The organism is Aneurinibacillus sp. REN35 (assembly GCF_041379945.2).
Classification (GTDB): Bacteria; Bacillota; Bacilli; order Aneurinibacillales; family Aneurinibacillaceae; genus Aneurinibacillus.
Window position 1 is genome coordinate 559,028 of record NZ_JBFTXJ020000002.1, and the last position, 22,810, is coordinate 581,837.

At 46.5% G+C, this 22,810-nt stretch carries 26 protein-coding genes and 1 riboswitch; of the genes, 12 read left to right on the forward strand and 14 right to left on the reverse strand.

Annotated elements, in window-relative coordinates:
* Window positions 1-267: 267 nt before the first annotated feature.
* The 4 genes from AB3351_RS06135 to AB3351_RS06150 all read left to right on the forward strand — a co-directional run bounded on the left by AB3351_RS06135 (window position 268) and on the right by AB3351_RS06150 (window position 2,164).
* The gene (locus AB3351_RS06135; RefSeq protein WP_371146227.1) at window positions 268-516 is read left to right on the forward strand and encodes a hypothetical protein; all 249 of its coding nucleotides are present in this window, start codon (window positions 268-270) and stop codon (window positions 514-516) included.
* A 110-nt stretch (window positions 517-626) separates the two neighbouring features.
* Window positions 627-1,439, forward strand: a complete 813-nt coding sequence (locus tag AB3351_RS06140) for a Cof-type HAD-IIB family hydrolase (protein ID WP_371146228.1) — start codon at window positions 627-629, stop codon at window positions 1,437-1,439.
* A 78-nt stretch (window positions 1,440-1,517) separates the two neighbouring features.
* Window positions 1,518-1,937: a universal stress protein gene (locus tag AB3351_RS06145; RefSeq protein WP_371146229.1), complete on the forward strand. Its 420-nt coding sequence runs from the start codon at window positions 1,518-1,520 to the stop codon at window positions 1,935-1,937.
* A 38-nt stretch (window positions 1,938-1,975) separates the two neighbouring features.
* The gene (locus AB3351_RS06150; protein ID WP_371146230.1) at window positions 1,976-2,164 is read left to right on the forward strand and encodes a hypothetical protein; all 189 of its coding nucleotides are present in this window, start codon (window positions 1,976-1,978) and stop codon (window positions 2,162-2,164) included.
* Window positions 2,165-2,182: 18 nt separating this feature from the next.
* On the opposite strand, the gene AB3351_RS06155 is transcribed toward AB3351_RS06150, so the two are convergent.
* The 4 genes from AB3351_RS06155 to gntK form a co-directional block, all read right to left on the reverse strand.
* A complete protein-coding gene (locus AB3351_RS06155) occupies window positions 2,183-2,482 on the reverse strand; it encodes a hypothetical protein (RefSeq protein ID WP_371146231.1) in 300 nt (99 codons plus the stop codon).
* Between the two features lie 140 nt (window positions 2,483-2,622).
* Complete coding sequence (locus AB3351_RS06160; protein ID WP_371146232.1) at window positions 2,623-4,665, reverse strand: molybdopterin-containing oxidoreductase family protein; 2,043 nt, start codon at window positions 4,663-4,665, stop codon at window positions 2,623-2,625.
* Window positions 4,666-4,825: 160 nt separating this feature from the next.
* Window positions 4,826-5,722 (reverse strand): phosphogluconate dehydrogenase (NAD(+)-dependent, decarboxylating), encoded by an 897-nt coding sequence (gnd, locus tag AB3351_RS06165; RefSeq protein ID WP_371146233.1) that lies wholly within the window; start codon window positions 5,720-5,722, stop codon window positions 4,826-4,828.
* Between the two features lie 37 nt (window positions 5,723-5,759).
* Window positions 5,760-7,301 (reverse strand): gluconokinase, encoded by a 1,542-nt coding sequence (gntK, locus tag AB3351_RS06170; RefSeq protein WP_371146234.1) that lies wholly within the window; start codon window positions 7,299-7,301, stop codon window positions 5,760-5,762.
* Window positions 7,302-7,785: 484 nt separating this feature from the next.
* Between gntK and AB3351_RS06175 the strand changes: the two genes are divergently transcribed.
* Complete coding sequence (locus tag AB3351_RS06175) at window positions 7,786-8,169, forward strand: general stress protein (RefSeq protein ID WP_371146235.1); 384 nt, start codon at window positions 7,786-7,788, stop codon at window positions 8,167-8,169.
* A 73-nt stretch (window positions 8,170-8,242) separates the two neighbouring features.
* Here the strand turns inward: AB3351_RS06175 and serC are convergent, their stop codons facing one another.
* Entirely contained in the window at window positions 8,243-9,343 is a 1,101-nt protein-coding gene (gene serC, locus AB3351_RS06180) for a 3-phosphoserine/phosphohydroxythreonine transaminase (RefSeq protein ID WP_371146236.1), read from the reverse strand.
* A 409-nt stretch (window positions 9,344-9,752) separates the two neighbouring features.
* Between serC and AB3351_RS06185 the strand changes: the two genes are divergently transcribed.
* Entirely contained in the window at window positions 9,753-10,532 is a 780-nt protein-coding gene (locus tag AB3351_RS06185) for a YwqG family protein (protein WP_371146237.1), read from the forward strand.
* A 202-nt stretch (window positions 10,533-10,734) separates the two neighbouring features.
* Here AB3351_RS06185 and cysK read toward each other — a convergent pair whose 3' ends face one another.
* Window positions 10,735-11,658 (reverse strand): cysteine synthase A, encoded by a 924-nt coding sequence (gene cysK / locus AB3351_RS06190; RefSeq protein ID WP_371146238.1) that lies wholly within the window; start codon window positions 11,656-11,658, stop codon window positions 10,735-10,737.
* Window positions 11,659-11,908: 250 nt separating this feature from the next.
* On the opposite strand from cysK, the gene AB3351_RS06195 reads away from it, so the two are divergent.
* The gene (locus AB3351_RS06195) at window positions 11,909-12,397 is read left to right on the forward strand and encodes a CarD family transcriptional regulator (protein WP_371146239.1); all 489 of its coding nucleotides are present in this window, start codon (window positions 11,909-11,911) and stop codon (window positions 12,395-12,397) included.
* A 93-nt stretch (window positions 12,398-12,490) separates the two neighbouring features.
* On the opposite strand, the gene AB3351_RS06200 is transcribed toward AB3351_RS06195, so the two are convergent.
* Window positions 12,491-12,877, reverse strand: coding sequence for a hypothetical protein (locus tag AB3351_RS06200; protein ID WP_371146240.1), 387 nt, complete (start codon window positions 12,875-12,877; stop codon window positions 12,491-12,493).
* A gap of 248 nt (window positions 12,878-13,125) precedes the next feature.
* Between AB3351_RS06200 and AB3351_RS06205 the strand changes: the two genes are divergently transcribed.
* Together AB3351_RS06205 and AB3351_RS06210 are read left to right on the forward strand one after the other, a co-directional pair.
* Entirely contained in the window at window positions 13,126-13,416 is a 291-nt protein-coding gene (locus AB3351_RS06205; RefSeq protein WP_371146241.1) for a hypothetical protein, read from the forward strand.
* A 73-nt stretch (window positions 13,417-13,489) separates the two neighbouring features.
* Window positions 13,490-14,305: a hypothetical protein gene (locus AB3351_RS06210; RefSeq protein WP_371146242.1), complete on the forward strand. Its 816-nt coding sequence runs from the start codon at window positions 13,490-13,492 to the stop codon at window positions 14,303-14,305.
* A 32-nt stretch (window positions 14,306-14,337) separates the two neighbouring features.
* Here AB3351_RS06210 and AB3351_RS06215 read toward each other — a convergent pair whose 3' ends face one another.
* Both AB3351_RS06215 and AB3351_RS06220 read right to left on the reverse strand, forming a co-directional pair.
* Window positions 14,338-14,856, reverse strand: a complete 519-nt coding sequence (locus AB3351_RS06215) for a hypothetical protein (RefSeq protein WP_371146243.1) — start codon at window positions 14,854-14,856, stop codon at window positions 14,338-14,340.
* Complete coding sequence (locus AB3351_RS06220) at window positions 14,856-15,272, reverse strand: MerR family transcriptional regulator (RefSeq protein WP_371146244.1); 417 nt, start codon at window positions 15,270-15,272, stop codon at window positions 14,856-14,858. The genes AB3351_RS06215 and AB3351_RS06220 overlap by 1 nt, the downstream gene beginning before the upstream one ends.
* A gap of 194 nt (window positions 15,273-15,466) precedes the next feature.
* Here AB3351_RS06220 and AB3351_RS06225 point away from each other — a divergent pair, with 194 nt between their 5' ends.
* Window positions 15,467-15,655 carry a hypothetical protein gene (locus AB3351_RS06225; RefSeq protein ID WP_371146245.1) on the forward strand — a complete coding sequence of 63 codons (189 nt, stop codon included), beginning with the start codon at window positions 15,467-15,469 and terminating at the stop codon, window positions 15,653-15,655.
* Between the two features lie 54 nt (window positions 15,656-15,709).
* Here the strand turns inward: AB3351_RS06225 and AB3351_RS06230 are convergent, their stop codons facing one another.
* A complete protein-coding gene (locus tag AB3351_RS06230; RefSeq protein ID WP_371146246.1) occupies window positions 15,710-16,456 on the reverse strand; it encodes a MerR family transcriptional regulator in 747 nt (248 codons plus the stop codon).
* 135 nt (window positions 16,457-16,591) lie between these two features.
* Window positions 16,592-17,254, reverse strand: a complete 663-nt coding sequence (locus tag AB3351_RS06235) for a BsuPI-related putative proteinase inhibitor (protein WP_371146247.1) — start codon at window positions 17,252-17,254, stop codon at window positions 16,592-16,594.
* A 162-nt stretch (window positions 17,255-17,416) separates the two neighbouring features.
* Between AB3351_RS06235 and AB3351_RS06240 the strand changes: the two genes are divergently transcribed.
* Entirely contained in the window at window positions 17,417-18,523 is a 1,107-nt protein-coding gene (locus AB3351_RS06240) for a deoxyribonuclease IV (protein WP_371146248.1), read from the forward strand.
* Window positions 18,524-18,650: 127 nt separating this feature from the next.
* On the opposite strand, the gene dapA is transcribed toward AB3351_RS06240, so the two are convergent.
* Together dapA and AB3351_RS06250 are read right to left on the reverse strand one after the other, a co-directional pair.
* Window positions 18,651-19,541, reverse strand: coding sequence for a 4-hydroxy-tetrahydrodipicolinate synthase (gene dapA, locus AB3351_RS06245; protein WP_371146249.1), 891 nt, complete (start codon window positions 19,539-19,541; stop codon window positions 18,651-18,653).
* A 218-nt stretch (window positions 19,542-19,759) separates the two neighbouring features.
* Window positions 19,760-19,952, reverse strand: a riboswitch (Lysine riboswitch).
* Window positions 19,953-20,020: 68 nt separating this feature from the next.
* On the reverse strand, window positions 20,021-20,920 hold the full coding sequence (locus tag AB3351_RS06250) for a LysR family transcriptional regulator (RefSeq protein ID WP_371146250.1): 900 nt from the start codon (window positions 20,918-20,920) through the stop codon (window positions 20,021-20,023).
* Window positions 20,921-21,038: 118 nt separating this feature from the next.
* On the opposite strand from AB3351_RS06250, the gene AB3351_RS06255 reads away from it, so the two are divergent.
* Window positions 21,039-22,094, forward strand: coding sequence for a YeiH family protein (locus tag AB3351_RS06255; RefSeq protein WP_371146251.1), 1,056 nt, complete (start codon window positions 21,039-21,041; stop codon window positions 22,092-22,094).
* A gap of 19 nt (window positions 22,095-22,113) precedes the next feature.
* Here the strand turns inward: AB3351_RS06255 and AB3351_RS06260 are convergent, their stop codons facing one another.
* Window positions 22,114-22,707: a LysE family translocator gene (locus AB3351_RS06260; protein ID WP_371146252.1), complete on the reverse strand. Its 594-nt coding sequence runs from the start codon at window positions 22,705-22,707 to the stop codon at window positions 22,114-22,116.
* Window positions 22,708-22,810: the final 103 nt, after the last annotated feature.

Consider the following 22,810-nt stretch of genomic DNA (forward strand, 5'->3'; position numbering starts at 1 on the left):
ATAGAAGGGAACCAAAAATACAGCCGCGCTGCATTTGACAGGAAGAGCGTTTCACGTTAAAATCCATTTGACCACTACAAGGTACATACATGGATTCTTTTGAAGTGCTAAGGTCAATCCCATGTCCTTGCTTCTTCAAAAGAATTTTTTATTGCGTTTGTTTTCTTCCGCCGCATTGAACCGTACGGTACGGCAAAAGCACACACCCAAGAGATAAGAAAACGAGGCGTATATTGCGCTTCGTCGCAAGTAGGGAGGCAGATAGGGATGAAAAAAACGCTGTTTATTTTGAGTAAACGTGAAGATGAGACTGCCAATGAGATCATTGCAGAAGCAGAAGACGGCACCATCGTTCTCGTACAGGATGCGGTTCATCGCGTGGAAGACTGGCCGCTGCCAGTTTATGTGGAAAAAGAGGAAGCAGAAGCGAACGGACTTCATTCTTCACATTCTTTAGTGGAGGAAGAAGACATACTTAATATGATTGAAACGCATGAATGTGTTGTTGTCATGTAGAAAATAGGACAGCATACGCACAGCGCACAAAGACCGGGTTCTCCCGGTTTTTATGTGTATCAATATATACTTGCTGCGCGAAGAAGGAGCGAGGAGGAGGACGATACTCAATGTATAAAATGGTTGCGATTGATATGGATGATACGCTGCTCACAGATGAACTTACGATTACACCGGGAACAGTGGATGCCATTGCACATGCAATGAAAGCAGGTGTTATGATCACTCTGGCAACCGGGCGTATGTTTCCCTCCGCTCTTCCCTTCGCATCACAGCTTGGTCTGAATGTCCCTGTGATTACGTATCAAGGAGCCATTGTGAAAAACATCGCCGGAGATGCGACGATGTATGAACGGTTTGTGACACCGGATATCTCCCGTCGATTAATTGAGATTGCGCATAAGAAGGATCTGCACCTGCAAGTCTATCAAGACGATATTCTCTACTGCGCTAGGGAGAATGACAAAATTCAGCGCTACGCTAAAATCGCCGGGGTGCCATACACGATTGAAGAGGATCTAAGCCGCCTATGCGACCGAGCGTTTACTAAGCTGCTGTATTACGATGAACCGGAGATAATTGATCGCCTTGCTGATGAACTGCGTGAAGAATTTGGCGATGCGGCGCATATTACTAAATCCAAGCCGTATTTTCTTGAAGTGATGCATCCGGAAGCCAACAAAGGACGTGCGGTACTCCACTTAGCTCAGACACTCGGTATTAAACAGTCTGAGATCATTGGGATTGGCGATAGCTATAATGATCTGGATCTAATTTCGGAGGCCGGACTTGGTGTGGCAATGGGAAATGCTCCCGATGACGTAAAGCAGCTCGCTGATTATGTCACGTATTCCAATAATGAAGAGGGCGTACGCCACGTTCTTGAAAAGTTCGTACTTTCAGATCAGCGCCACTCCTTCTAAATTTTTGAAACACTACTCCCTGTTCGCCGCCTTTTCATTTATACTAAATAGAAAAAGAAATTGTCGTTGGGGGATATAATGAATAGCATTCTGCTTGCCGTAGACGGATCGGCATATGATCATAAGTCCGTCGCGTTTATCAACGAAAAGCTGACCTACGAACCGCAGATTACCGTCTATGCAGCCACTGTCCTGCCTGAGATGGATGCTGCACTTCTAGACATCCATCCTCACCTTAAAGAGCAATACAGGGCTCAAGCAGACAAACTGCTGATAGAGCTCGGACAGACACTCACAAGCAACACAGCCACATATTCACACCATATACTCGAAGGCAGCAATGTAGCGGAACAACTGCTGAACTTGGCGGATACGCACGATGTTGGTATGATTATCATGGGATGCCGGGGGCTGAGCAATTATAAAGAGCTAACGTTAGGCAGTGTTAGCTCCGAAGTAATCCGTCGATCATCACGTCCTGTCGTCATCGTAAAATAAAAGCAGATTACCCCATACGAGAAAAGGATGACAAAACCATGTATAAAAAACTCTGCTGCTACTGTTTAAAAGTAAGTATGACTACCGACCATGTGGCTACCGGCGAATGGCAGTGCACACACTGTGGTCGCGATATTACCCATATTCCAGCCGTGTCGTATGAAGACGAGTTCTCAAAAGAGTATCTGACCAACCTTGTATCGTATAAAAAAGAAGCACCCGTGTAATACACCGCTCCGCCCCGCCTATTCTTCTGATAAGGCGGGCGGCTTTTTATTCTGCGCCTCCCATGTACGCTGCAATTCATCGACCGTATCCTGCCACGTCTGGCTCTGTCGTAACACAGCCAGCATCTTCTGTACATCTTCTTCTCCAAGACCTGACGCCAATGCCATATCTTCCATGAAATCAGACGCTGTAATCTTTTCACCCCATTGCACTTTATCCCGATAACGCCCCATCACATCTGAAATATGGCTCCGTGTATCTTCGGCAAGCGCATATGCATCAGCAAATCCTTCAAATGAATAGTATGGATGCTGCATCTTTATCTACTCCCTTCCTCGTTTTCCTCGTATAAGGTATAGTGTGAGATAAGGCGTATAGCAATATGTACAATGCACAAAAAAGGGCTGCTGGCGTGTACGAAACGCCAACAGCCCTTTCTGCAATACTTATGATATCTTTACAGCTTCTCCACTTCTACACGGGTCGAGAAGAATGTCGCGCCCCCGCCCATATCAGCAAGCCTGCTTGGTGTTAATACATTAACAAGCTGCTTCGTATTCGGATCGTCCGCCCACAGTCCCTGGCTAACAGCCACACCCGGCAGTACATGATCGGCAACAAACGCAGTCAACTCACATTCGCCACGGTGATTATAGACACGAATCTTCTCACCATCCGCAATGCCTCGCTTTTCCGCCTCCTCTACATGCAGATGAAGACGCGGAGTTTTTTCCATCGTTACATGCTTGGCATTGTTAGAAAACGTTGAGTTCAAGAAGTTATGATTCGGCGCGGATACGAACAATAAAGGGAATGTCTCCTCTTCTTGGATTGGTTCATATGTGGGAAGCGGCGGGAGCCCCTCCCTCTCCATGCGTGCCGCATACAATTCAATCTTCCCGCTCGGTGTTCCGAGTTCCCCTGGAAACACCGGCTGCTTACTGAGATCAACCTTTAAGAAGTGCTGTTCCTGCAGTGCTTCATACGTAATGCCTTCAAGATATGGATTGGCCTCACTATCGAGCATCTGACGAATCATCTCTTCATCCGTCTCCTTTAATGCCGGCTCTGCAAAACCCATTGCGTCTGCCAGCAAGCGGAATACCTCGATATTCGGCTTACTCTCTCCATATGGTGCAAGAACCGGCTTGTGCAAGTGCACGTATAGATGCCAGTAAGACGTGTACAGATCCATGTTCTCGAAGGCTGACGTAGCCGGCAGCACGATATCAGCATAGCGTGCTGTTTCCGTCATAAACAAATCGTGGACGACTGTAAATAAGTCCTCACGCGCGAATCCTTCTCTCACCTTATTCCCGTTCGGTGCAACAACAACCGGATTGCTGTTATAGACAAAGAGCGAATATAGAGGCGGATCAAGCTCTGTCAGCGCTTCACCAATCTGATTCATATTAACGGAGCGTGTTCTCTCTTTAAGTAAATCAGGACGCTGCAATGCCGTAAAATTCACCGCAGCATACGCACTATTGCCCTTGATTGCGCCCCCGCCACGCACATGCCACTGCCCAGTTAAGGCAGGGAGACAGGAGACTGTTCGGACAAACATACCGCCATTGTCATGATGCTGCGGCCCATTGCCGATGCGAATAAAGGATGGCGATGTCTCGCCATACATGCGAGCCAACTTATAAATATCCTCTACCGGTACCTTCGTAATGGCAGATACCGTAACAGGATCATATTGTTTGACATGCTCTCGCAATTCTTCATAACCTACCGTATAGTCAGCAAGAAACGCTTCATCTACCAAATTTTCTGTAAATAACACATGCATCATCCCAAGAGCAAGCGCCGTATCTGTACCCGGCAGAATCGGTATGAACCAATCCGCCCACCGGCCTGTCTGGTTTTTATGTACATCGATAACGATGACTTTGGCCCCCCGCTTGCGTGCCTGCTGTGCCAATGCAACCTGATGCATATTCGTACTAACCGCATTGCAGCCCCAGAAGATAAATAACTCCGTATCCACGGTCTCTTCCGGATCTGTACCGAAGCTTCCGCCCATTGTATACGCATAACCAACTGTTCCAGCAGACGTACAGATGGTACGTTCTAGCTGGCTGGCACCTAAATGGTTGAAGAAGCGACGATCCATTCCTTCGACATTCAAAATGCCCATATTGCCATAGAAGCTGTATGGCATGATACTTTCTGCGCCATGCTCCGCGATGATCGTCTTCCACCTTGCTGCAATCGTTTTGATTGCTTCCTCCCACGTGATGCGCTCGAACTTTCCTTCGCCTTTAGCACCTACGCGTTTCATCGGGTAGGCAAGACGCTTAGGATCATGAATACGTGCCGGCATATTCCGCACCTTGTTGCAAATGGCCCCCTGCGTCACCGGATGTGTAGGATCGCCCTCGATCTTAACAATTTTTCCATCCTTCTTGTGAACAAGCAAACCACACGTATCCGGGCAATCGAGCGAGCATACGGAAGGGAAAATACCATCCTTTTGTGCAACATATGAAGTCATATTTCTCACCTCTGCTTTTATACTAATAACACCACCAAAAACTCTGCTATAGACAAACTCTGCACAAAAAAGCCTGCATTTGATAGTACTACTGTAAATCAAATACAGGCTTTTGTCACCGGTCAAACGGGTAAAGTGTCTATTTCAGTTGTATTTTGTACTATTTACTTACCACCGCATGTCCGCCAAACTCATTACGCAAGGCGGCAACAACCTTACCGTGGAACGTGTCATCTTCAAGCGAGCGGAACCGCATAAATTGTGACATGGCAATAACCGGAGCGCTTGCCTGCAGTTCCATCGCAGTCTCTACAGTCCAGATGCCCTCTCCCGATGAATGCATCACCCCTTTAATGTGATCAAGATGCGGCTGCTTCGAGAATGCATTCTGCATCAACTCCATCAGCCAACTGCGGATCACTGAACCGTGATTCCATACCTTTGCCACCGCTTCATAATCGTAATCAAATTGGCTCTTATCAAGAATTTCAAAACCTTCGCCAATTGCCTGCATCATCCCATATTCAATACCATTGTGCACCATTTTTAAGAAATGTCCACTTCCTGCGGCCCCTGTTTTAAGAAAGCCGTTCGGAAGCGAAATGCTTTCAAATAATGGAGTAATATGTTCAAGCGCCTCCGGGTCGCCTCCGACCATCGTACATACGCCATGACGCGCACCATCCGTGCCGCCGCTTGTCCCGCAATCGACAAAGCGAATGCCTTTTTCTTTAAGCTGCGCATAACGAACGAGCGTGTGCTTATAATTCGAATTTCCCGCATCGATAAGAATGTCACCAGCCTCAAGCAGCCCGCCCATCTCTTGTATCACTTGGCTTGTAATTTCACCGGCCGGAACCAGCATAATAACGGTACGCGGCGCTTCGAGCTGCTTGATGAGGGCGGACAGCGAATCAACACCGATAGCCCCCGCTTCCGTAATGCTTTGTACATGTTCACGTATAGCATCATATGCGACAACGTCATGTTCGTGATCTAGCATGTTCAAGGCCAGATTGTACCCCATTTTCCCAAGTCCGATTAATCCTACTTTCATTGTCTGTCACTCCTTCTGTGTATCTGATCTTCTTATGCTAACCTAACATCTTACGCTGAAAAGCGGCGATGCTTTCGTATTCATCTTCAAGCTTGCGCATAATGCGCAAATAGATAGGCAAAAGCTCTCTATAGATGCCTGCATGCTCCGGGTTCGGTACATGGTGATGCGTTGCCCCCACCATCTCAGCCGCTACATTAAGCGTATCCACCTCACCAAGCGCATACATCCCAAGAACAACCGCACCTAAACAGGAGCTCTCGTAGTCTTTTGGCACATATACATCCTGATGAAAAATATCAGCCATCATCTGCCGCCACAGCGAAGAACGAGAAAAGCCTCCTGTTGCTTGAATCTGCTTTGGTGCAAGGATACGTTCTTTAAGCGCCAGAAAAACCGTATACAGGTTAAAAATTACGCCTTCAAGCACGGCACGAATCATATGTTCTTTCTTATGATGCAGCGTCAGACCAAAAAACGAGCCGCGGGCGTTCGCGTTCCAGAGCGGCGCACGTTCTCCTGCAAGGTACGGGTGAAAAAGCAGACCGTCAGCGCCGGGACGGACATTTTCTGCGATCCGGGTCAGCACTTCATATGAGCTAATTCCCAGCCGCTTAGCTGTCTCAACCTCAGATGCAGCCAGCTCATCCCGTACCCATCGCAAGGTCATTCCCCCATTGTTAACAGGACCGCCAATCACCCAATGCCGCTCAGTTAAGGCATAACAGAATATCCGTCCTTTCGGATCGGTAATCGGCTTATCGACAATCGTGCGAATCGCACCGCTTGTCCCGATCGTTACCGCTACGATGCCGGTCTCAACGGCCCCTACTCCTACATTAGACAGCACACCGTCACTTGCACCGATAATGAAAGGAGTCTCGGCACCAAGCCCCGTCTCTTCGGCCGCCCATGCATCAAGCCCACGCATACAATGAGTGGTCGGAACGGGCATGGACAACTGCTCTGCTGTAATGCCGGCCAGGGCCAATGCTTCTTCGTCCCAATTCAGTTCTTCAAGATTGAACAGCCCCGTTGCTGATGCAATGGAGTAATCGATCACATATTGTTTGAATAGCTGATAGTATACATACTCTTTAATAGAAATAAATTTTGCTGCCCGCTTAAACACATTAGGCCATTCGTCGCGAAGCCATGCGATCTTAACGAGCGGTGACATCGGATGAATCGGCGTTCCGGTACGACGATAAATCTCCTGTCCATTCCGCTCTTCCTTAATCATCTCCGCCCAAGCTGTACTGCGGTTATCCGCCCATGTAATGCAACGGGTAATCGCCTGGTGCGATTCATCCACCGCAATGACGCTGTGCATAGCAGAACTAAATGAAACGAAGCGAATCTGCGCCGGAGCAGCACCGCTACGCCGTATAATTTGTTTGAGCACCTCAAGAACAGCTCTATAAATCACATCAGGGTCTTGTTCTGCTGTAGACGGCGTCGGCGTATGCAGCGGATACTCTACGGCATGTTTTGTCAGCGCCTGCCCCTTCTCTGAGAACAGAACAGCTTTTGTACTTGTTGTTCCAATATCAATACCGATACAGTAGCTCCTACTCACAAGGCTGCCTCCTTACTTTTGTTCCCTTCACTTATACCACAAGATCAAGCAGTACAATAAAGAACAGCGCCAAAATGGAAAGAATCGTCTCCATCATTGTCCGCTGTAAGGATGTTCTTTCACTATATAAAATTTTCTTTCATATTTGCTATAAAAAAAGCAGATTTTTAACCTGCCCGCTGGGACGGCTTGCGGATAAGGTGTTTAATAGCGCTTCATTGTAATGGATTCTCTGATTTTATGTAGATTCGCAAGCGTCGGCTCCTGTTATTTGGCTGCTGTCCATTCTCCACGGCTTCCTCCTACGATTTATGCTTATTCTTCTCGTACTATTCTACATATAACCTCTAGACAGGAAAACACCCCCCTTCAAACGGGGATACAGGAGGGTTCAAAAGCGATTAAAAGATGGGGGGAACGGGTAAAAATGGGTAGCAGCAGGGACATGACGGATAGAGCGATATTGAAGTGAAGGAGGAGAACAATGAATACGCAACCATTCGTACACATTGTCGACGAAATGTACCAGGTAGAGCACATTGTCCGCTACCTAAAAGAAAAAGGCTATCAAAAAGATGACATCTATATCATGATGCGTAGTGAAAAGCAGCAGATCAAGATCGCTAAAGAAACTGAAATGACACCGCTCTCGCTTGATAAAAGCTTCTGGGACGAGCTAACAAGCTTCTACGCTACCCGTGAAAAAGAGATGGCTGATCATCTTGTCCGTCTCGGCGTCCCTGAAGAGGATGCCAATCGCTATGTTGCCGAGCTGGCTCAGGACTACCGCAAAATTCTTTTGTTGGCCAAAACAAAAGAAGCCGATGAGAAAAGCCTGCGTGAATACATTGCCACCCTTGGCTCATAATCCTATCACACAACAATGCCGTATCAGTTACATCGTAACCAATACGGCATTATTCTGTGTTTCAAGCTATTGATTAGCTGTGCTTCTTCTGAAAATCGTTCATAAACTCACTCAGCGCTTTGCAGCTCTCATACGGAACCGCATTATATGTGGATGCACGGCAGCCGCCTACGGAGCGGTGGCCATTCAATCCGACAAATCCGGCCTGTTTTGCTTCAACTAGGAACTGCTTTTCCAGCTCTTCTGAAGCGAGACGGAATGTAATATTCATAAGGGAACGGCTCTCTTTTTCCGCATGTCCCTTGTAGAAGCCTTGGCTTTGGTCGATCGCATCATAGATCAAACCGGCTTTTTCCTGGTTTTTCTTCTCAACAGCCGCAAGTCCTCCCTGCTCCTTCGCCCATTCAAGCACCAGGCCCAGCATGTAAATACCAAAGGTTGGCGGCGTATTATAAAGCGAATTGTTTTTGACATGCGTATCGTAGCGCAGCATGGTCGGTACGTTCGCCGTATTGGCCCGCTCTAGCATATCCGGACGAAGAATCGCTACCGTAACACCGGAAGGCCCTAGATTCTTCTGCGCTCCCGCGTAAATCATCGCAAACTGGCTCGCATCGATCTGATGAGACAGAATATCGCTTGACATATCAGCGATCAAAGGCACATCGCCTGTATCGGGGAACGTAAACCACTCGGTACCAAAAATTGTGTTATTGGATGTGACATGAATATAGGCGGTATCGTCTTTATATTTTAACTCATCAAGCGTTGGAATCCGGTTATAGTTCGTATCTTTAGTTGATGCCACTTCATATGTGTCACCGATCATTTTCGCTTCTTTCAGCGCCTTCTCCGACCAAGCCCCTGTCATGACATAGCCTGCTTTCTTACCTTGTGGCAGGAAGTTCATCGGAATGGTGGCAAATTGTGTGCTGGCACCACCCTGCAGGAATAGAACATGGTACTCTTCCGGGATGTTCAGCAGCTCTTTGAGAGAAGCGATCGCTTGATTATGTACGCCTTCATATGCTGCGCTGCGATGGCTCAGCTCCATAACAGACATGCCGGTGCCTCTGAAATCAATCAGTTCCTGCTGCGCCTTCTCCAGTACAGCAAGAGGCAAAGCAGACGGACCCGCATTAAAATTATACGCACGCTGTGCCTGTTTCAACATCTCTTCTCACTCCTTGATTAAGTTACAAACTTTGTATCTATCCTACACCTAAATATTATAAAAGAAAAGAGATGTTTTCATAATCGAAGAAAAACATACGGAAAAATTACGATAATCGACAATTATTCGCTTATAAAATAAAAAAACACGGCAAAATCCGAACATTACCTTCATACGGGCGTAACGATTTTCAGACATCTAAATATTTCCTTGCATTAATTGTAAAAATATGGAATATTAATACTAAGTATATCTTCTATGTCCGCTCAATTATTTTTATCAGGTAACAAAAATAGCAATGATTCACCTTTAAACAAGAACGTATATTCGGTATAATAAAGACAAACACATTACATAGTGTATCAGTATGATTGATCTTATATGCGTAACCCAAAGGGAGGAACGAATCATGCAGGAGCACCTTCACGAAAAGTTAGAAAAACATGGAATGCAGCACATTGAACAGCATATACTAGACAACCTCCGGCCATCTGTCGCATTGCAGCTTGAAAAAGCGGAGGCTCTGCCCATCGGCACTTCCAAACTGGGCGGATTGCCTGATTTACCCGAAGGGTGGACAATCCCTGTCTATAATGACAGGCCCCTTACCTTCATCGCACAATACAACTTAAAAGAAATGAATACCGCAGCACCCTCTATGGGTCTGCCAGAACAAGGCATGCTGTACTTCTTCTATGAAGCGGAGGAACAGCAGGTATGGGGGGAAGCCGATCAGAAAGAAGGGTGGCGTATTCTCTACTATGACGGACATCTAGAAGCACTCTCCCCTGCCGTATTGCCTGCAGAGGACTATTTTATGCTCTCTTCATGCCGGGTTTACTTTCATCCTACCAAAACGCTTGATGTAGAAAGCTTGGAGAATCGTATCAATCTAACGGAAGAAGAAGAGGATAAATATTACGAACTCCTAGATGACTTGCATGAATTCAGTCCTTCACATCAAGCATTTGGTCATCCGTTTGCAGTACAGAACGATGTGTTCGAAGAATGCGGCTGGTTTTCCGGTCAAGAAAACCGTGAATGGGTTCTGCTCCTTCAGGTCGATTCAGACGAAGAGAACCTCAATATCATGTGGGGAGATGTCGGTATGATCTATTTCTGCATTCCAAAAGATGCGCTAGCTGAGCGCAAATTTGATCAGGCATGGTTGATTTATCAGTGCTGTTAATATAAAAATCCCCATGGCAACCTAACCATAGGGAGTAAGATAAGCAGGGAGAAGAGAGGATGTGGAAGGAGACTGTACAGTCTTTTTCTGCCTGTTTTTTTCTCCCTTTACAAAAAATCCTGCCTATCGGAATGATTATATAATGAGGTACCATTTCTATGATCATACGGATTTTTTGTTCCCTCATCAGCTTGTCTCTTGCTTATGCGAAAATATCCATACTCAAATACCGTTCACCAGAGTCCGCTGCAATCGCTACAACACGCTTGCCTGCACCCAGCTTTTTCGCTTCCTGAATCGCTGCGTATACCGCTCCGCCTGCTGATGGTCCGACTAGAATCCCTTCCTTTGCGGCCAAATCCCGCATGGTACGCAGCGCATCCTCATCTTCACATTGCATAATCTCATCATAGACATTCTGATTCAAAATAGGCGGGATAAAACCCGGGCTCGTACCGACAAGCTTATGTGGCCCAGGTTCTCCACCGGACAGCACCGGTGATCCCTTCGGTTCGACGACAACAATGCGCAGATCAGGAAGATGCTCCTTGAGTACTTCACCTGTTCCCGTAATGGTTCCACCCGTTCCTGCCGTAGCCACAAAAGCATCGAGCCTATAATCCATCTGCTGCAATATTTCAATGGCTGTCGTTTTCCGATGAATATCCGGATTAGACACGTTTTCAAACTGCATCGGAATAAAACTGTCGGGAATGTCCTCTGCCAGCTCCCTCGCTTTCCGAATGGAACCCGGCATTTTTTCTGCCGCCGGAGTAAGCACCACTTCCGCTCCGTATGCCCGCAGGATGCTGATACGTTCCTTGGTCATATTGTCAGGCATGACGAGAATGCAGCGATATCCGCGCGCCGCCGCATTCATCGCAAGCCCAATCCCTGTATTTCCGCTGGTCGGCTCAATGATCGTCGATCCATCCGCAAGCTGTCCCGCTTTCTCTGCTTCCACAATCATATGATAGGCGGCCCGGTCTTTGACACTACCGCTTGGATTGAATTTTTCCAGTTTTACATACACTTCGGCATCATCAGGACCACTTAGACGACGCAGCTTAACAATCGGCGTGTCGCCGATCAATTCATGAATTCCATTTACCACACGTGCACGCATTGTACCCACCTCTTCTTTCTCTGTTGTCAATTCATCTTAATCCAAGTATACCGGTAAGCTTATACTATATCCAGTCTTCTCTATGAAGTCGTTATTATATCTCTTTTCAGCCAATCAGCACTGTAACATAATATTATTTATGCTTATTTACCTATTGACTTTATTTTTTTATTTGTGTTATTATAATTATTTTTGCTTATATATTTCATGTATGATATTCTTACAGAAGATACTTACTGGAGGTGGAGTTTTGTTTCAAATAGGCGATAAAATTGTTTATCCAATGCATGGTGCAGGTGTAATTGAAGCTATAGAAGAAAAAGAGTTTTTAGGAGAGAAACACAAATATTATATTATAAACATGCCCATTGGTAATCTGCAGGTCATGGTTCCAATGGAAAAAGTAGCTATTCTCGGTATACGACTGGCTGCTGATATCCTTACGTTGGAGAACGTATTATTTATTTTTCATCATGGAAAATCGAATCAACCAATTTCATGGAACGAACGGTACCGCATCAATATGGATAAAATAAAAACAGGTGATATACAAGAGGGTGCGGAAGTCGTTCGTGATTTAATGCGTAGAAACGAAGAAAAAATCCTTAATACAAGTGAAAAAAGAATGCTCGACAACGCTAAGAAAATTTTAATTAGTGAATTGGTATTAGTCAAAGGCTTAACTGAAAATCAGGCAACTGATTTATTAAATGAAGAGCTAGATCTTAATGATGAGTAGTTTTTTTGTGGCTCAAAAAAAGAAAAATCCTACAGCGACTGTACGCTGCAGGATTGGATGTGTATATATTTACTATTGCGGCCTCTTCAACACCTATTGATCACGCCAGTGGTGTCCCCAGCCGCCTCCCCAGTGATGACCCCAGAACGGACCACCGCCCCAATGACCACCCCAGAAAGGTCCACCGCCCCAAAACGGACCGCCCCAAAATGGACCGCCGCCCCAACCGCCCCAAGGGCCGAACCAGAGACGCTCATCTTCTCCCTGCTGTCCATGATACGCGGCAGGTTGCTGTCCTTGATAGGCAACAGGTTGAGCATAATATCCGGATTGAGGGTTATATCCAACAGGCTGTGCATAATAACCTGCTGGAGCATTGTATCCAATAGGCTGGCCATAATACCCGGGCTGACCATAATATCCGATAGGTTGATCGTTCTGCTCAAATTGCTGTGCCTCTACTTCTTTATTTTCATGCATGCTCTCTATCCCCTTTACTGTATATTAACTTCATTCCCCAATCAAAATATGCAGCCTAAAAATCGAATGTGCCATATAAACAAGCCCAAAAATGGGTGATCACCCACACCTTTATCATTCCTTACATTTACAGTAAAGTGTTTATATACATAACACGCATAAAAAAGATATGGAAGCGCCCAAGGACTCGGTCTGCTTTGTATTTGTTGACTTTATTTTCTGTTTTTCATTTATAGGAGGTGTTTATCTTGTTACCTCGCCTCAATAAGCTAATAAAAGTGAAACAAAAACATTGGCTTTTACTCGCTCCTCTGTTCTTTTTCGGATTGGCATTTGCGCTCATTCTTATACAAAACGCTTCTCCTTCCTCTCATCTACAAGTAAAAACATACGCGTATTTACTCCTATCCGAATATGGATTGCTTTCTCTAGGCTTGGCGATCCTTGCTGGCGGCATTCTTCAGTATCGACAAAAACAGAGAGGCATTGGGGGTGGATTTATCGCTATTCTCTCCCACTTTTTTAAAGCGAATCGTTGAAGGTGGGGTCTACTAAGTCGTAAAGGGGTAACATATAGTACATTCATCATTTTATCGCATAGGGGGATGCAAAATGATAAACAGATTTCCTTCGATTCTGATCCCGATGACACTGGCACTCTCTCTTCCGCTAACAGCCTGCGGAGCCGATAACAACCAACAGCACACAGCACCCATAGAACAAGCGAAACCTCCGCAGGATGAGCACAACAATAAGGAGGAGAAGCAAGCAGCCGAGCAAAGCACGGAGCAGGCTCACCCTGCTTCCGAGGTCGTTAGTGGGGTCAAAAATAAACTGAAGATGACAGGAGCGATCCTTCCTTCTTCCTTTCCCGTTGAGCCTGGTTATCATGTGTCAGCATCTATCGAAGAAAATACCGCCCAATCGTATAAGGTCATCTTTTATCAAACGAAAAAAGCGATGCCGATCGATGATACATCTCTGCAGCCAAACAAACAGATGCCTGTAATCGCTTCCTTTAGCGCGAAAACATATGAAAATCCAAACCAGACAGCGGATCTTTTTCCGCCGTTTGACGTGGAGAATGGTCCACAAACAATGAATCTCGGTTACGGCATTAAAGGAAGTGCCGAAGGGGGTGCCGGTCATTCGTATTTGTCCTGGCGTGAAGGAAGGTGGCTTCTTCAGATTGATTCACTTTCACAGGACCAACTGGACAATCAGGCCATTGCCAAAAAGATGGTTGCTTATCTGGAAGAGCATGCCTTGCCTGCTCCTAAAGACAACGGCCGCGTAAAAGTAACCTACCGGCCGGGAGGCAATGATGTACAGGTAGTCATCTACTGGCAGAAGGGCCGCGTCGTCTACGAATTAGAAACAGATCAGGTGCCGCTTGACGCATTGCAAATGGCCGTATCAACCAATTAACAATAAAAGATCCACTTATGAATGACTTACAATCATGCCATACTCTCCCGGCAGTCAATCCGGTATTTTTTCTCCAGCTCCGCTAGCTCGCTGCTTATCTCGTATGTCTTTGGCTGCATGACAATACAATCGTCTTGTCTCTGTATGTCATGCAGTCTCTTTAGTTGATCCACGACCCCTTGATCAATGAGCACATCCTCCATCTCCTCTTCAGCCACAAGGACAAGCGGCAGTGAATGGGTAACTTCCTTTTGCCGCCCTCGCGCATCTTCATAATACAGAGAGATTGTAAGGGGATACTCCCCACATGGAACGGGATTGCTTGTGTAGATCTCTAGCAGAATATCCTGTCCCTTTGCCGCAGTTCCAAGCAAAATCATCCCTGCTTCATTCTCAAAATAGCCGGTAAGATTCTCTGCACGACCAATACCATCCGGCATGTATACCTGTATGTGCGCATATTTTACAGGCAGCGGGGGAATGTGAATCCATACATGATTCATTCCCTCTTCGTTCTCCATTCGTGACTTTGCTAATCGAATATCCAGCATTACTTTGTTTCTCCTTTCAAAATTTGTGAGATCGACGCAATGATTTTTTGTCGGGTCTCTGCTGAAATATTTGGGCTTACGGTCAGAAACACATCACCACTTACCTGATGCGTCTCATTTTCCATGATGCGATCCGGTTGATAAAACGGCATATGATTCCCGATCTTCTCAATCTCCTCTATCGTCAGCGATTTCAGTTTGTCCTGAATGTCTGCCAACGTGTCGCCTGCTTTCGCCAGCGTAAGCACCGCACGAAAATAATGCAGATGCTCTTCTGTATACACCCGTTTATTTCCTACCAACGTTAATGGGGGAATCATCCCGATCTGCGTATAATACCGAATCGTGCGCAGGTTGATGTTTTGTCCTTCTTTCTGGAGGATATCGGTAACTTGCTTTGCGGTATACGTATTCATCCATACTCCTCATTTCATACAGCTGATCATCTCATATACACTTAAGTGATATAGTTACAGTTTACTGTAACTATTATTTTTAGTCAACCAATCTTTTACATTTTATCAGCAAACGAAATAATTTCTGTATGCCCTAATCGTTGGCGTCTTGTATAATAACCATATGCCACACAGATGAAAAGAAAGGGATATGCATGCTGACAAACCAAGAAAAAGACGAGGTTATTTATATGGCGCGGCAGGTGATGCTGATGCACCGCGATATCGAATGGGAAGGCTGGCAGCAGGTAGTGGAAGACGAACTGCTTGCGCGGGGCTGGTCCATAGAAAAAAAGAATGAGGCCCTTAAGCTGGTCGGCCTTTACAAGAAACATACACTGTAACAAAAAAGACAACGACCTTGAATTGCTGTAAGGCCGTTGTCTTTTTCTGTATCACTATTTTGATGCAAAATGCTCTGCGGCAAGGCAAAGAAAATAAGCGAGACCTGTCTGCTGTTCCTCTAGCATCTTTCTATGAAATTCATCTCCTAAAAAGAAGCGGGATTGAGCCGCAAAATCTGCTGGTTTGATTTCATGACCATGACGCGTAAGAAACGCGAGGTGTTCACTAATAAGCTGGTGTACCTTCGCATCATCTACATACAGCCCTGCACGTAAAGCCTCGGCCATTCCGTCCATAAAGCGCTTTGCTTCCGCAGCTGTCTCGTTCATTTCTTCAACAGGTATCGAAGAGCCTTCAAATAGGTCATAGTCATAGTTCTCTTTCAGATACTGCTTCTGCTCCTCCATTGCCTTCTCCCATTCTTCTTCACTATGAAACCCTTCAAACATCGATGTATGATCCATAACGTCTCCTTTCGCAGTAAACACGATCGATTCATTAATCGTCTGAACTAAACGGTCCAGGCGTTTTTTTCGAGCACAGAGAAGCTCTTTTTGTTCAGACAAAATGGATAAGCGATTCGGTTTACCATCCAGTAGTTGTTTAATTTTTGAGATAGAGAAATCAAGCTCACGATAAAACAAAATTTCCTGCAAGCGCTCCAACTCTTTTGTGCTGTACAACCTGTAGCCAGCTTCGCTTACTTTACATGAATACAACAGGCCGATCTTGTGGTAATAATGCAGCGTCTTAATGGTGACATTGGCAAGTTCTGACGTCTCTTTTACTGTATACAGCATTGTTTTCCCTCCTCAATAAAACACTGTACAGCCTCCTCTTAGGGGAGAGTCAATCATCTCTTTTAGATAGAATCAGCATCGGACGATAAAAAAAGGAAGACGCTTGTGTATAAGCTTCTCCCTTTTTTCTGCTTGTTATGGTGCAGGCAGGTCTTCTGCTACATGGATGGTGGCCGTATTTTTTATGTCTGTCCCCTTAGCGGTAAGCCAGAACTCTACTTTATACGTCCCTTTGGCAAGCGGAGCCAGGTCTGCGGTATATGTCTTCTCCTCTCCCTGCTTCAGCGACTCTTTGGAGATTACTTCCGTGAACTGCTTGCCTTCCGAATCCTGCCGGACCTTCTCGCCCTTCTCATTCCAAATGATATAATCATATTTTTGCCCCGTATTAAATTGCAAAGTCTGCTCGCGTTCGGTCTGATTCTTTACCGTAAACAGAAGCGTACCCTCTTTATAAGCAAGCTTGCTTTCTACTTTCCCTTCCCAAATGCCATCCTTATCTTTAGCCGCAATTGTGACCGTACGACTTTGCGGCGCCCATGTCGCTTCCTGGCCTAACGCTTCGCTGATAAAGCGGATCGGCACATAGGTTGTATCCTTGTACATCATCGTAAGCGGCAGGTTCTCTTTGCCGTTGTGATATGTACCTGACTTGCTTTCCTCGCCTACTTTAATCGTAACCGGGGTCAAATCTACCGCAACCTGCGTAAGCGACGATGCCCCATAGCCAACCCCTGCCGTCATGACACTTCCCAACACTACACCAATGGCTACCGACTTGATGTTTACATTCTTCATGCTTATCCCTCCCCATTCGGTTACTCTTTTGACGTGATATGTATGCGAAGAGTATGCATTTTTTTAGGAACCAGCAATTTTCCCGATTGTTTCGCACGGCGTTACCATTCATATTTGCTGCTGATTTCTGCTACAATAGATCGGTGAGGAGTGATACATACAATGAAGATAGGATCACACGTTTCATTTTCTAAAAAAGGATTGCTGAACGCGGTAGAAGAAGCCATTAGCTACGGCTCCACCTCGTTCATGGTGTATACAGGAGCACCGCAAAACACCCGGCGCAAGCCGATGGAGGACCAGTACGTCGAAGAAGGGCTCGCACTGATGAAAGAATACGGCATCGAGGACATCGTGGTGCATGCGCCTTACATCATTAATCTCGGATCGTACAAGCCAAGCACGTTCGAGTTGGCGGTGTCTTTCCTTCAGGAAGAAATCAAGCGCGCAGAATACATTGGTGTCAATAATATCGTGCTGCATCCGGGCGCCTATACGGATAAGGACGCAGAATACGGTATCAACCGGATCGCGGAAGGATTAAACGAGGTGCTGCACACCGGACAGACAGTCAACATTGCGCTGGAAACAATGGCAGGCAAAGGATCAGAAGTCGGCCGGAACTTTGAAGAATTAGCCGCGATTATCGATAAAGTCAAGCTGAACGATAAGCTGACGGTATGCTTCGATACGTGCCATACGCACGATGCCGGATATGATCTTGTGAATGATTTTGACGGCGTCATGGAAGCGTTCGACCGAACCGTGGGCCTTGACCGCCTGGCCGTCTTCCATATTAATGACAGCAAAAACTTCCGTGGGGCTGCCAAGGACCGTCATGCTCCGATCGGCTCCGGCTTGATCGGCTTTGATGCCATCAACTACATTGTCCATCATGAAGCGGCGCAGGGAAAACCGATCATCCTGGAAACACCGTGGATCGGTAAAAATAAAACCGATCAGTCTCCGATGTATGAAGTCGAGATTGCTTTGCTACGCGGCACGGTTCAGGAGCGCTTTTCCGATAATTTTCTGGGCGATGTCGAGACGCTTGGTGCCTACTTCGCCAGAGAGGGAATCAATCGGCGCGATTATGTCGTACAAAATTGGGAAGTGCTGCAGGACAAGAAGTTAAAGAAGGAAGATCCGCGCGAACCGTTAGAGAAGCTGTTTGATATTGTGACGCGGGCGGAATTGCTGCCGGATGAATCCGAGGAAGGCATCAATAAGCGCTTGATCGCCTGGCTGTCGGGCATGGATGTAAAATAGGTTTTCCATATAAAAGAGGAGCCCATGGCATATCTACATGTCATGAGCTCCTACACAAAAAAACCGCTCCAAAAGAGCGGCTTTTCTCTGTTTATCTATATATTTTATCTCTCCTGAATCCTACTGCCTATACAATCACAAGCTCTTTTTGGGGAAACAAATTCGTTACAAAAGTACGTTCCTCCTCCGTCAAATCAACAAGCGGCAGGCGTACGCCGCCAACCTGAATGCCCTGCATGTTAAGTGCTGCTTTGACCGGCGTCGGATTAGCTGCGATAAACAAACCTTCAAAGATCGGCAATAATTGACGGTGCATCCTGGCTGCTTTGGCAACCTCTCCGCCTGCGAATGCCTGAATCATTTCTTTCATCTCACGACCGATGACGTGGCTTGCAACACTGACGACACCTTTGCCGCCAACGGACATACAGGGCAGCGTCATGCCGTCATCTCCTGTATACAGCACAAAATCATCCGGCGTCTGCTCAATAATGCGGGACATTTGGCCAAGATCGCCGTTCGCTTCCTTGATGGCTACAATGTTTGCTACATCCGTTGCCAGACGAACGGTCGTCTCAGCCGTCATATTAATCACAGAGCGGCCCGGAATATTATACAGCATAACAGGAAGCTTTGTGCTTTGGGCAATCGTCTTAAAATGCTGGTACAGCCCTTCCTGCGACGGTTTATTGTAGTAAGGCACGACCAGCATGATACCATCTACGCCAGCCTGTGCAGCTTGCTGTGTCAGTTCAATCGATGCAGCCGTATTATTGCTGCCTGTGCCGGCAATGACCGGAATGCGGCCATTAACCAACTCCACTACATGGCGGAATAATGCGACCTTCTCACTGCCGGTTAGCGTAGGCGATTCTCCTGTCGTACCCGCCACAACCAATGCGGTAGTACCCGTGGCGATCAAGTGCTCCACCAAAGCTTCCGTCCGCTTCTTATCTACATTCAATTCTTTGTCAAATGGCGTTACCATTGCCGTTAGCATTCTTCCAAAATCAATCATTCCGATTCCTCCTTATCGTCGTATCACATAGGCATATTTTGCGTTTCTTTCTCCCCTATGTCTCGGCGCGCATATCGGAGTAGGAACGTACCGACCCGTGTCATAAAAAAACTCCTAACCGGATGATTAGGAGGATACAGGCGAAAAATAAAAACACCTACAACACGGGTCGCAGATGGATAATGAACAAATAATCGTCCACCCCATCTCCGTATCTCCTGCAAGATAGCGCACCACGCGTATCCGGTATGATCTACGCGTGACAGTTCTGTTCCTCTTCGGATACAGCCCCAACCCATCTGACCAGAGAAGCCAGACAAGCTTCGGCGGTTTTTCCTTTCTGCTGTGTTCACTGATGTTCCCTGCATCTCCCACAGCGTACTCTTAAATCCCGCGACCTCTACCTCATCAGAGCGTTGATGAGGTTTTTTGAATATGAAGTTGTATTGATGCTAGTATAGTGAACTTCCCTGTCCAGGTCAAGAAGAAAATTCCTCATCCATACGATTTGAAATCCCTTCAAGGAAAACTTCGATCAGCAGGGTCCGCTCCGCATGCGCAGGTAGAATATAGGACAACCTACGGGGGAAGGATTCTTCATGAATGGTTAATGCTTTGAGTTCTCCATATCGAATCGGTTTACGTACAACCCACTTAGACAGCAGCGTGAGGCCAAGACCTGCGGCTACACTTTCTTTAACCCCCTGATTGCTGCTTAGCGTAATCATTTTTTTCACTTTAATGCCAAGAGAGCGAATCATGTGGTCAAAATACACCCGCGTACCCGATCCTTCTTCCCGCACCACCCAGACTTCATCCTGCAGCACGTCCGGTGTAACGCTCTTACGGGCAGCCAGCGGATGATCCGTCGGTGCTACAAGCAGCATCTCATCCTTCATAAACGGAACAATGCAAAGGTCTTTGTCGCTAGTCTGCCCTTCAATCAGACCGATATCCATCTGCAGCAGCTTTACCGCTTCAATAATCCGCTTCGTATTCCCGATCGTCACCTCCACTTCGACATCTGGATAGCGACGGCGAAACTCAGCAAGCAGCACAGGCAGGATGTATTCACCAATCGTAAAGCTGGCTCCAATATGCAGCGTACCGGTAATCTTGTGATTGTACGCATAGATGTCTTCTTTTGTTTTCTCATATAGGTTCAGCATCTGCAGCGCCCGTTCATACAGCATTTGTCCGGCTGTTGTCACATATAAATGCTTCGGGGAGCGATCAATAAGCTTACTGCCAAATTCATGTTCAAGCTGCTTGATATGCAAGCTGACGCTCGGCTGTGAGAGCCGCAGTTTTTCCGCCGCCCTTGTGAAACTTTTTGCTTCCACTACCGCTACAAATGTACGCAGCGCATCATAATACATAGCTGCCTCCTTTAATCATTAAAAAAATTAATCTTTAAGATAATATAACTGTATTTCACTTATGATTCAAATTCTCCTATAGTTAAATCAGACAAATAATCTGATGGAAGGTGAACGTATGATAAGAGAACCTGTAACCACTTTAGGGCAAGGCGTACAGAAATCAGAGAAGAAAAAAAAGCCTACCCCTTTTATGATAGGAATAGGCATCACACTGGCGATTGCCGTCGCAGCAAAATATATAGCCCTACTTCCCGGACTTGGAATCATTGGCCCGCTCGTCATCGCTATTCTGCTTGGGATGGTATGGCGGGCAGCCCTGCCGATACCGGAAGCATCGATGGGTGGAATACATTTTGCCAGTAAGAAACTGCTCCGGGTAGGCATTATTTTTCTCGGTATGCGGCTCAACTTGTATGACATTGTCGAGGCTGGGCCTAAGGTATTTGCTATTGCAGCACTTGACCTCGCGTTCGCCCTCGTTGTGGTCTACGCACTCTGTCGTCTATGCAAGGTTGACCGCACGCTGGGCATCCTTACCGCATGCGGCACAGCCATCTGCGGCGCAGCAGCCGTGGCAGCGATATCTTCCCAAGTGAAAGCAAATGAAAAAGAAACGGCCATCGGTGTTGCTACGATTGCTGTACTGGGTACGATCTTTACACTGGGCTATTCCCTTCTCTATCCGTTCCTTGGCTTTAGCGCGTATGAATACGGCGTATTTACCGGGGGAACACTGCATGAGATCGCGCATGTTGTCGCGGCTGGGGCGGCTGGTGGACAGCAGGCAATGGATATCTCGATTATCGTGAAGCTGACACGTGTAGCGCTTTTGGTACCGGTAGCTCTGCTGGTCGGATGGTGGTTCATGCGCCGTACGGAAGATGCGAGTGGGAACACAAACGGCGAACAGGCATCCTTGTCCATTCCATGGTTCATTCTGGGATTTCTTCTCCTGAGTGGAATCAATACGCTCGGTATCATCCCGGCAGGCATTGCAGCTCAGTTCGTGGCGCTCGGGTACTTGTTGATTGCAATGGCGATGGCCGGATTGGGTCTTAATATTGATGCGGCTACATTCAAACGGATGGGCGTGCGTCCATTCTGGGCCGGACTCATCGGCTCGTTTCTGCTCTCTGTATTTGGCTATGCGCTGGTGTACTTTATCTTATAAAAAGGGGAATTTCATACGGCTATGGTCTTTCTTCGAACGCAAGCTTTATACCAAAGCCCAATAAAACAACGCCCGACACGCCTTGAATCGCCCGCTGTACAGAAGGCCTTTTCATCCATGTACTGATGGAATGGATAAAGGATACGTACATCAAAAACCAAATCAAGGTAAGAACAGCGTACGTCATCCCCATAACAAAAAATTGTAAAAATGTACTTTTGCCGGGTATAAGAAATTGCGGCAAGAAGGTAAGGAAGAAGACAGCCACCTTTGGATTTAATACATTCGTAAGAAAGCCCTGACGAAATACGGATACGCCCGCTTTCTTCGTATCGCTATGAGCTGCCACAGCACCCTGTTTCTTGGCAGCCCATAGCGATACTGCCCCTAAATAAATAAGATAGAGGGCGCCTACGTATTTGAAGACAGAGAATACAAAGGCGGACTTGACAATAATTGCGGAAAGCCCGATAACGGCAGCAAGCGTATGAACAACCGTCCCTAACACGCTGCCTAATGCTGTCTCGATTCCGCCCTTTCTTCCGTGAACAATTGCATTTCGTGTCACTAATCCCGTATCAGGGCCGGGTAAGATAATCAGCATAATGGACATAAGAATAAAAAAATCAGGGGTGTTGATTATCCAGTTTCAGACAAACCCCTCCCGTACAACTGTTTGTAGCTTTTTATGAATGATTGAAAAATAAGCTGCCATT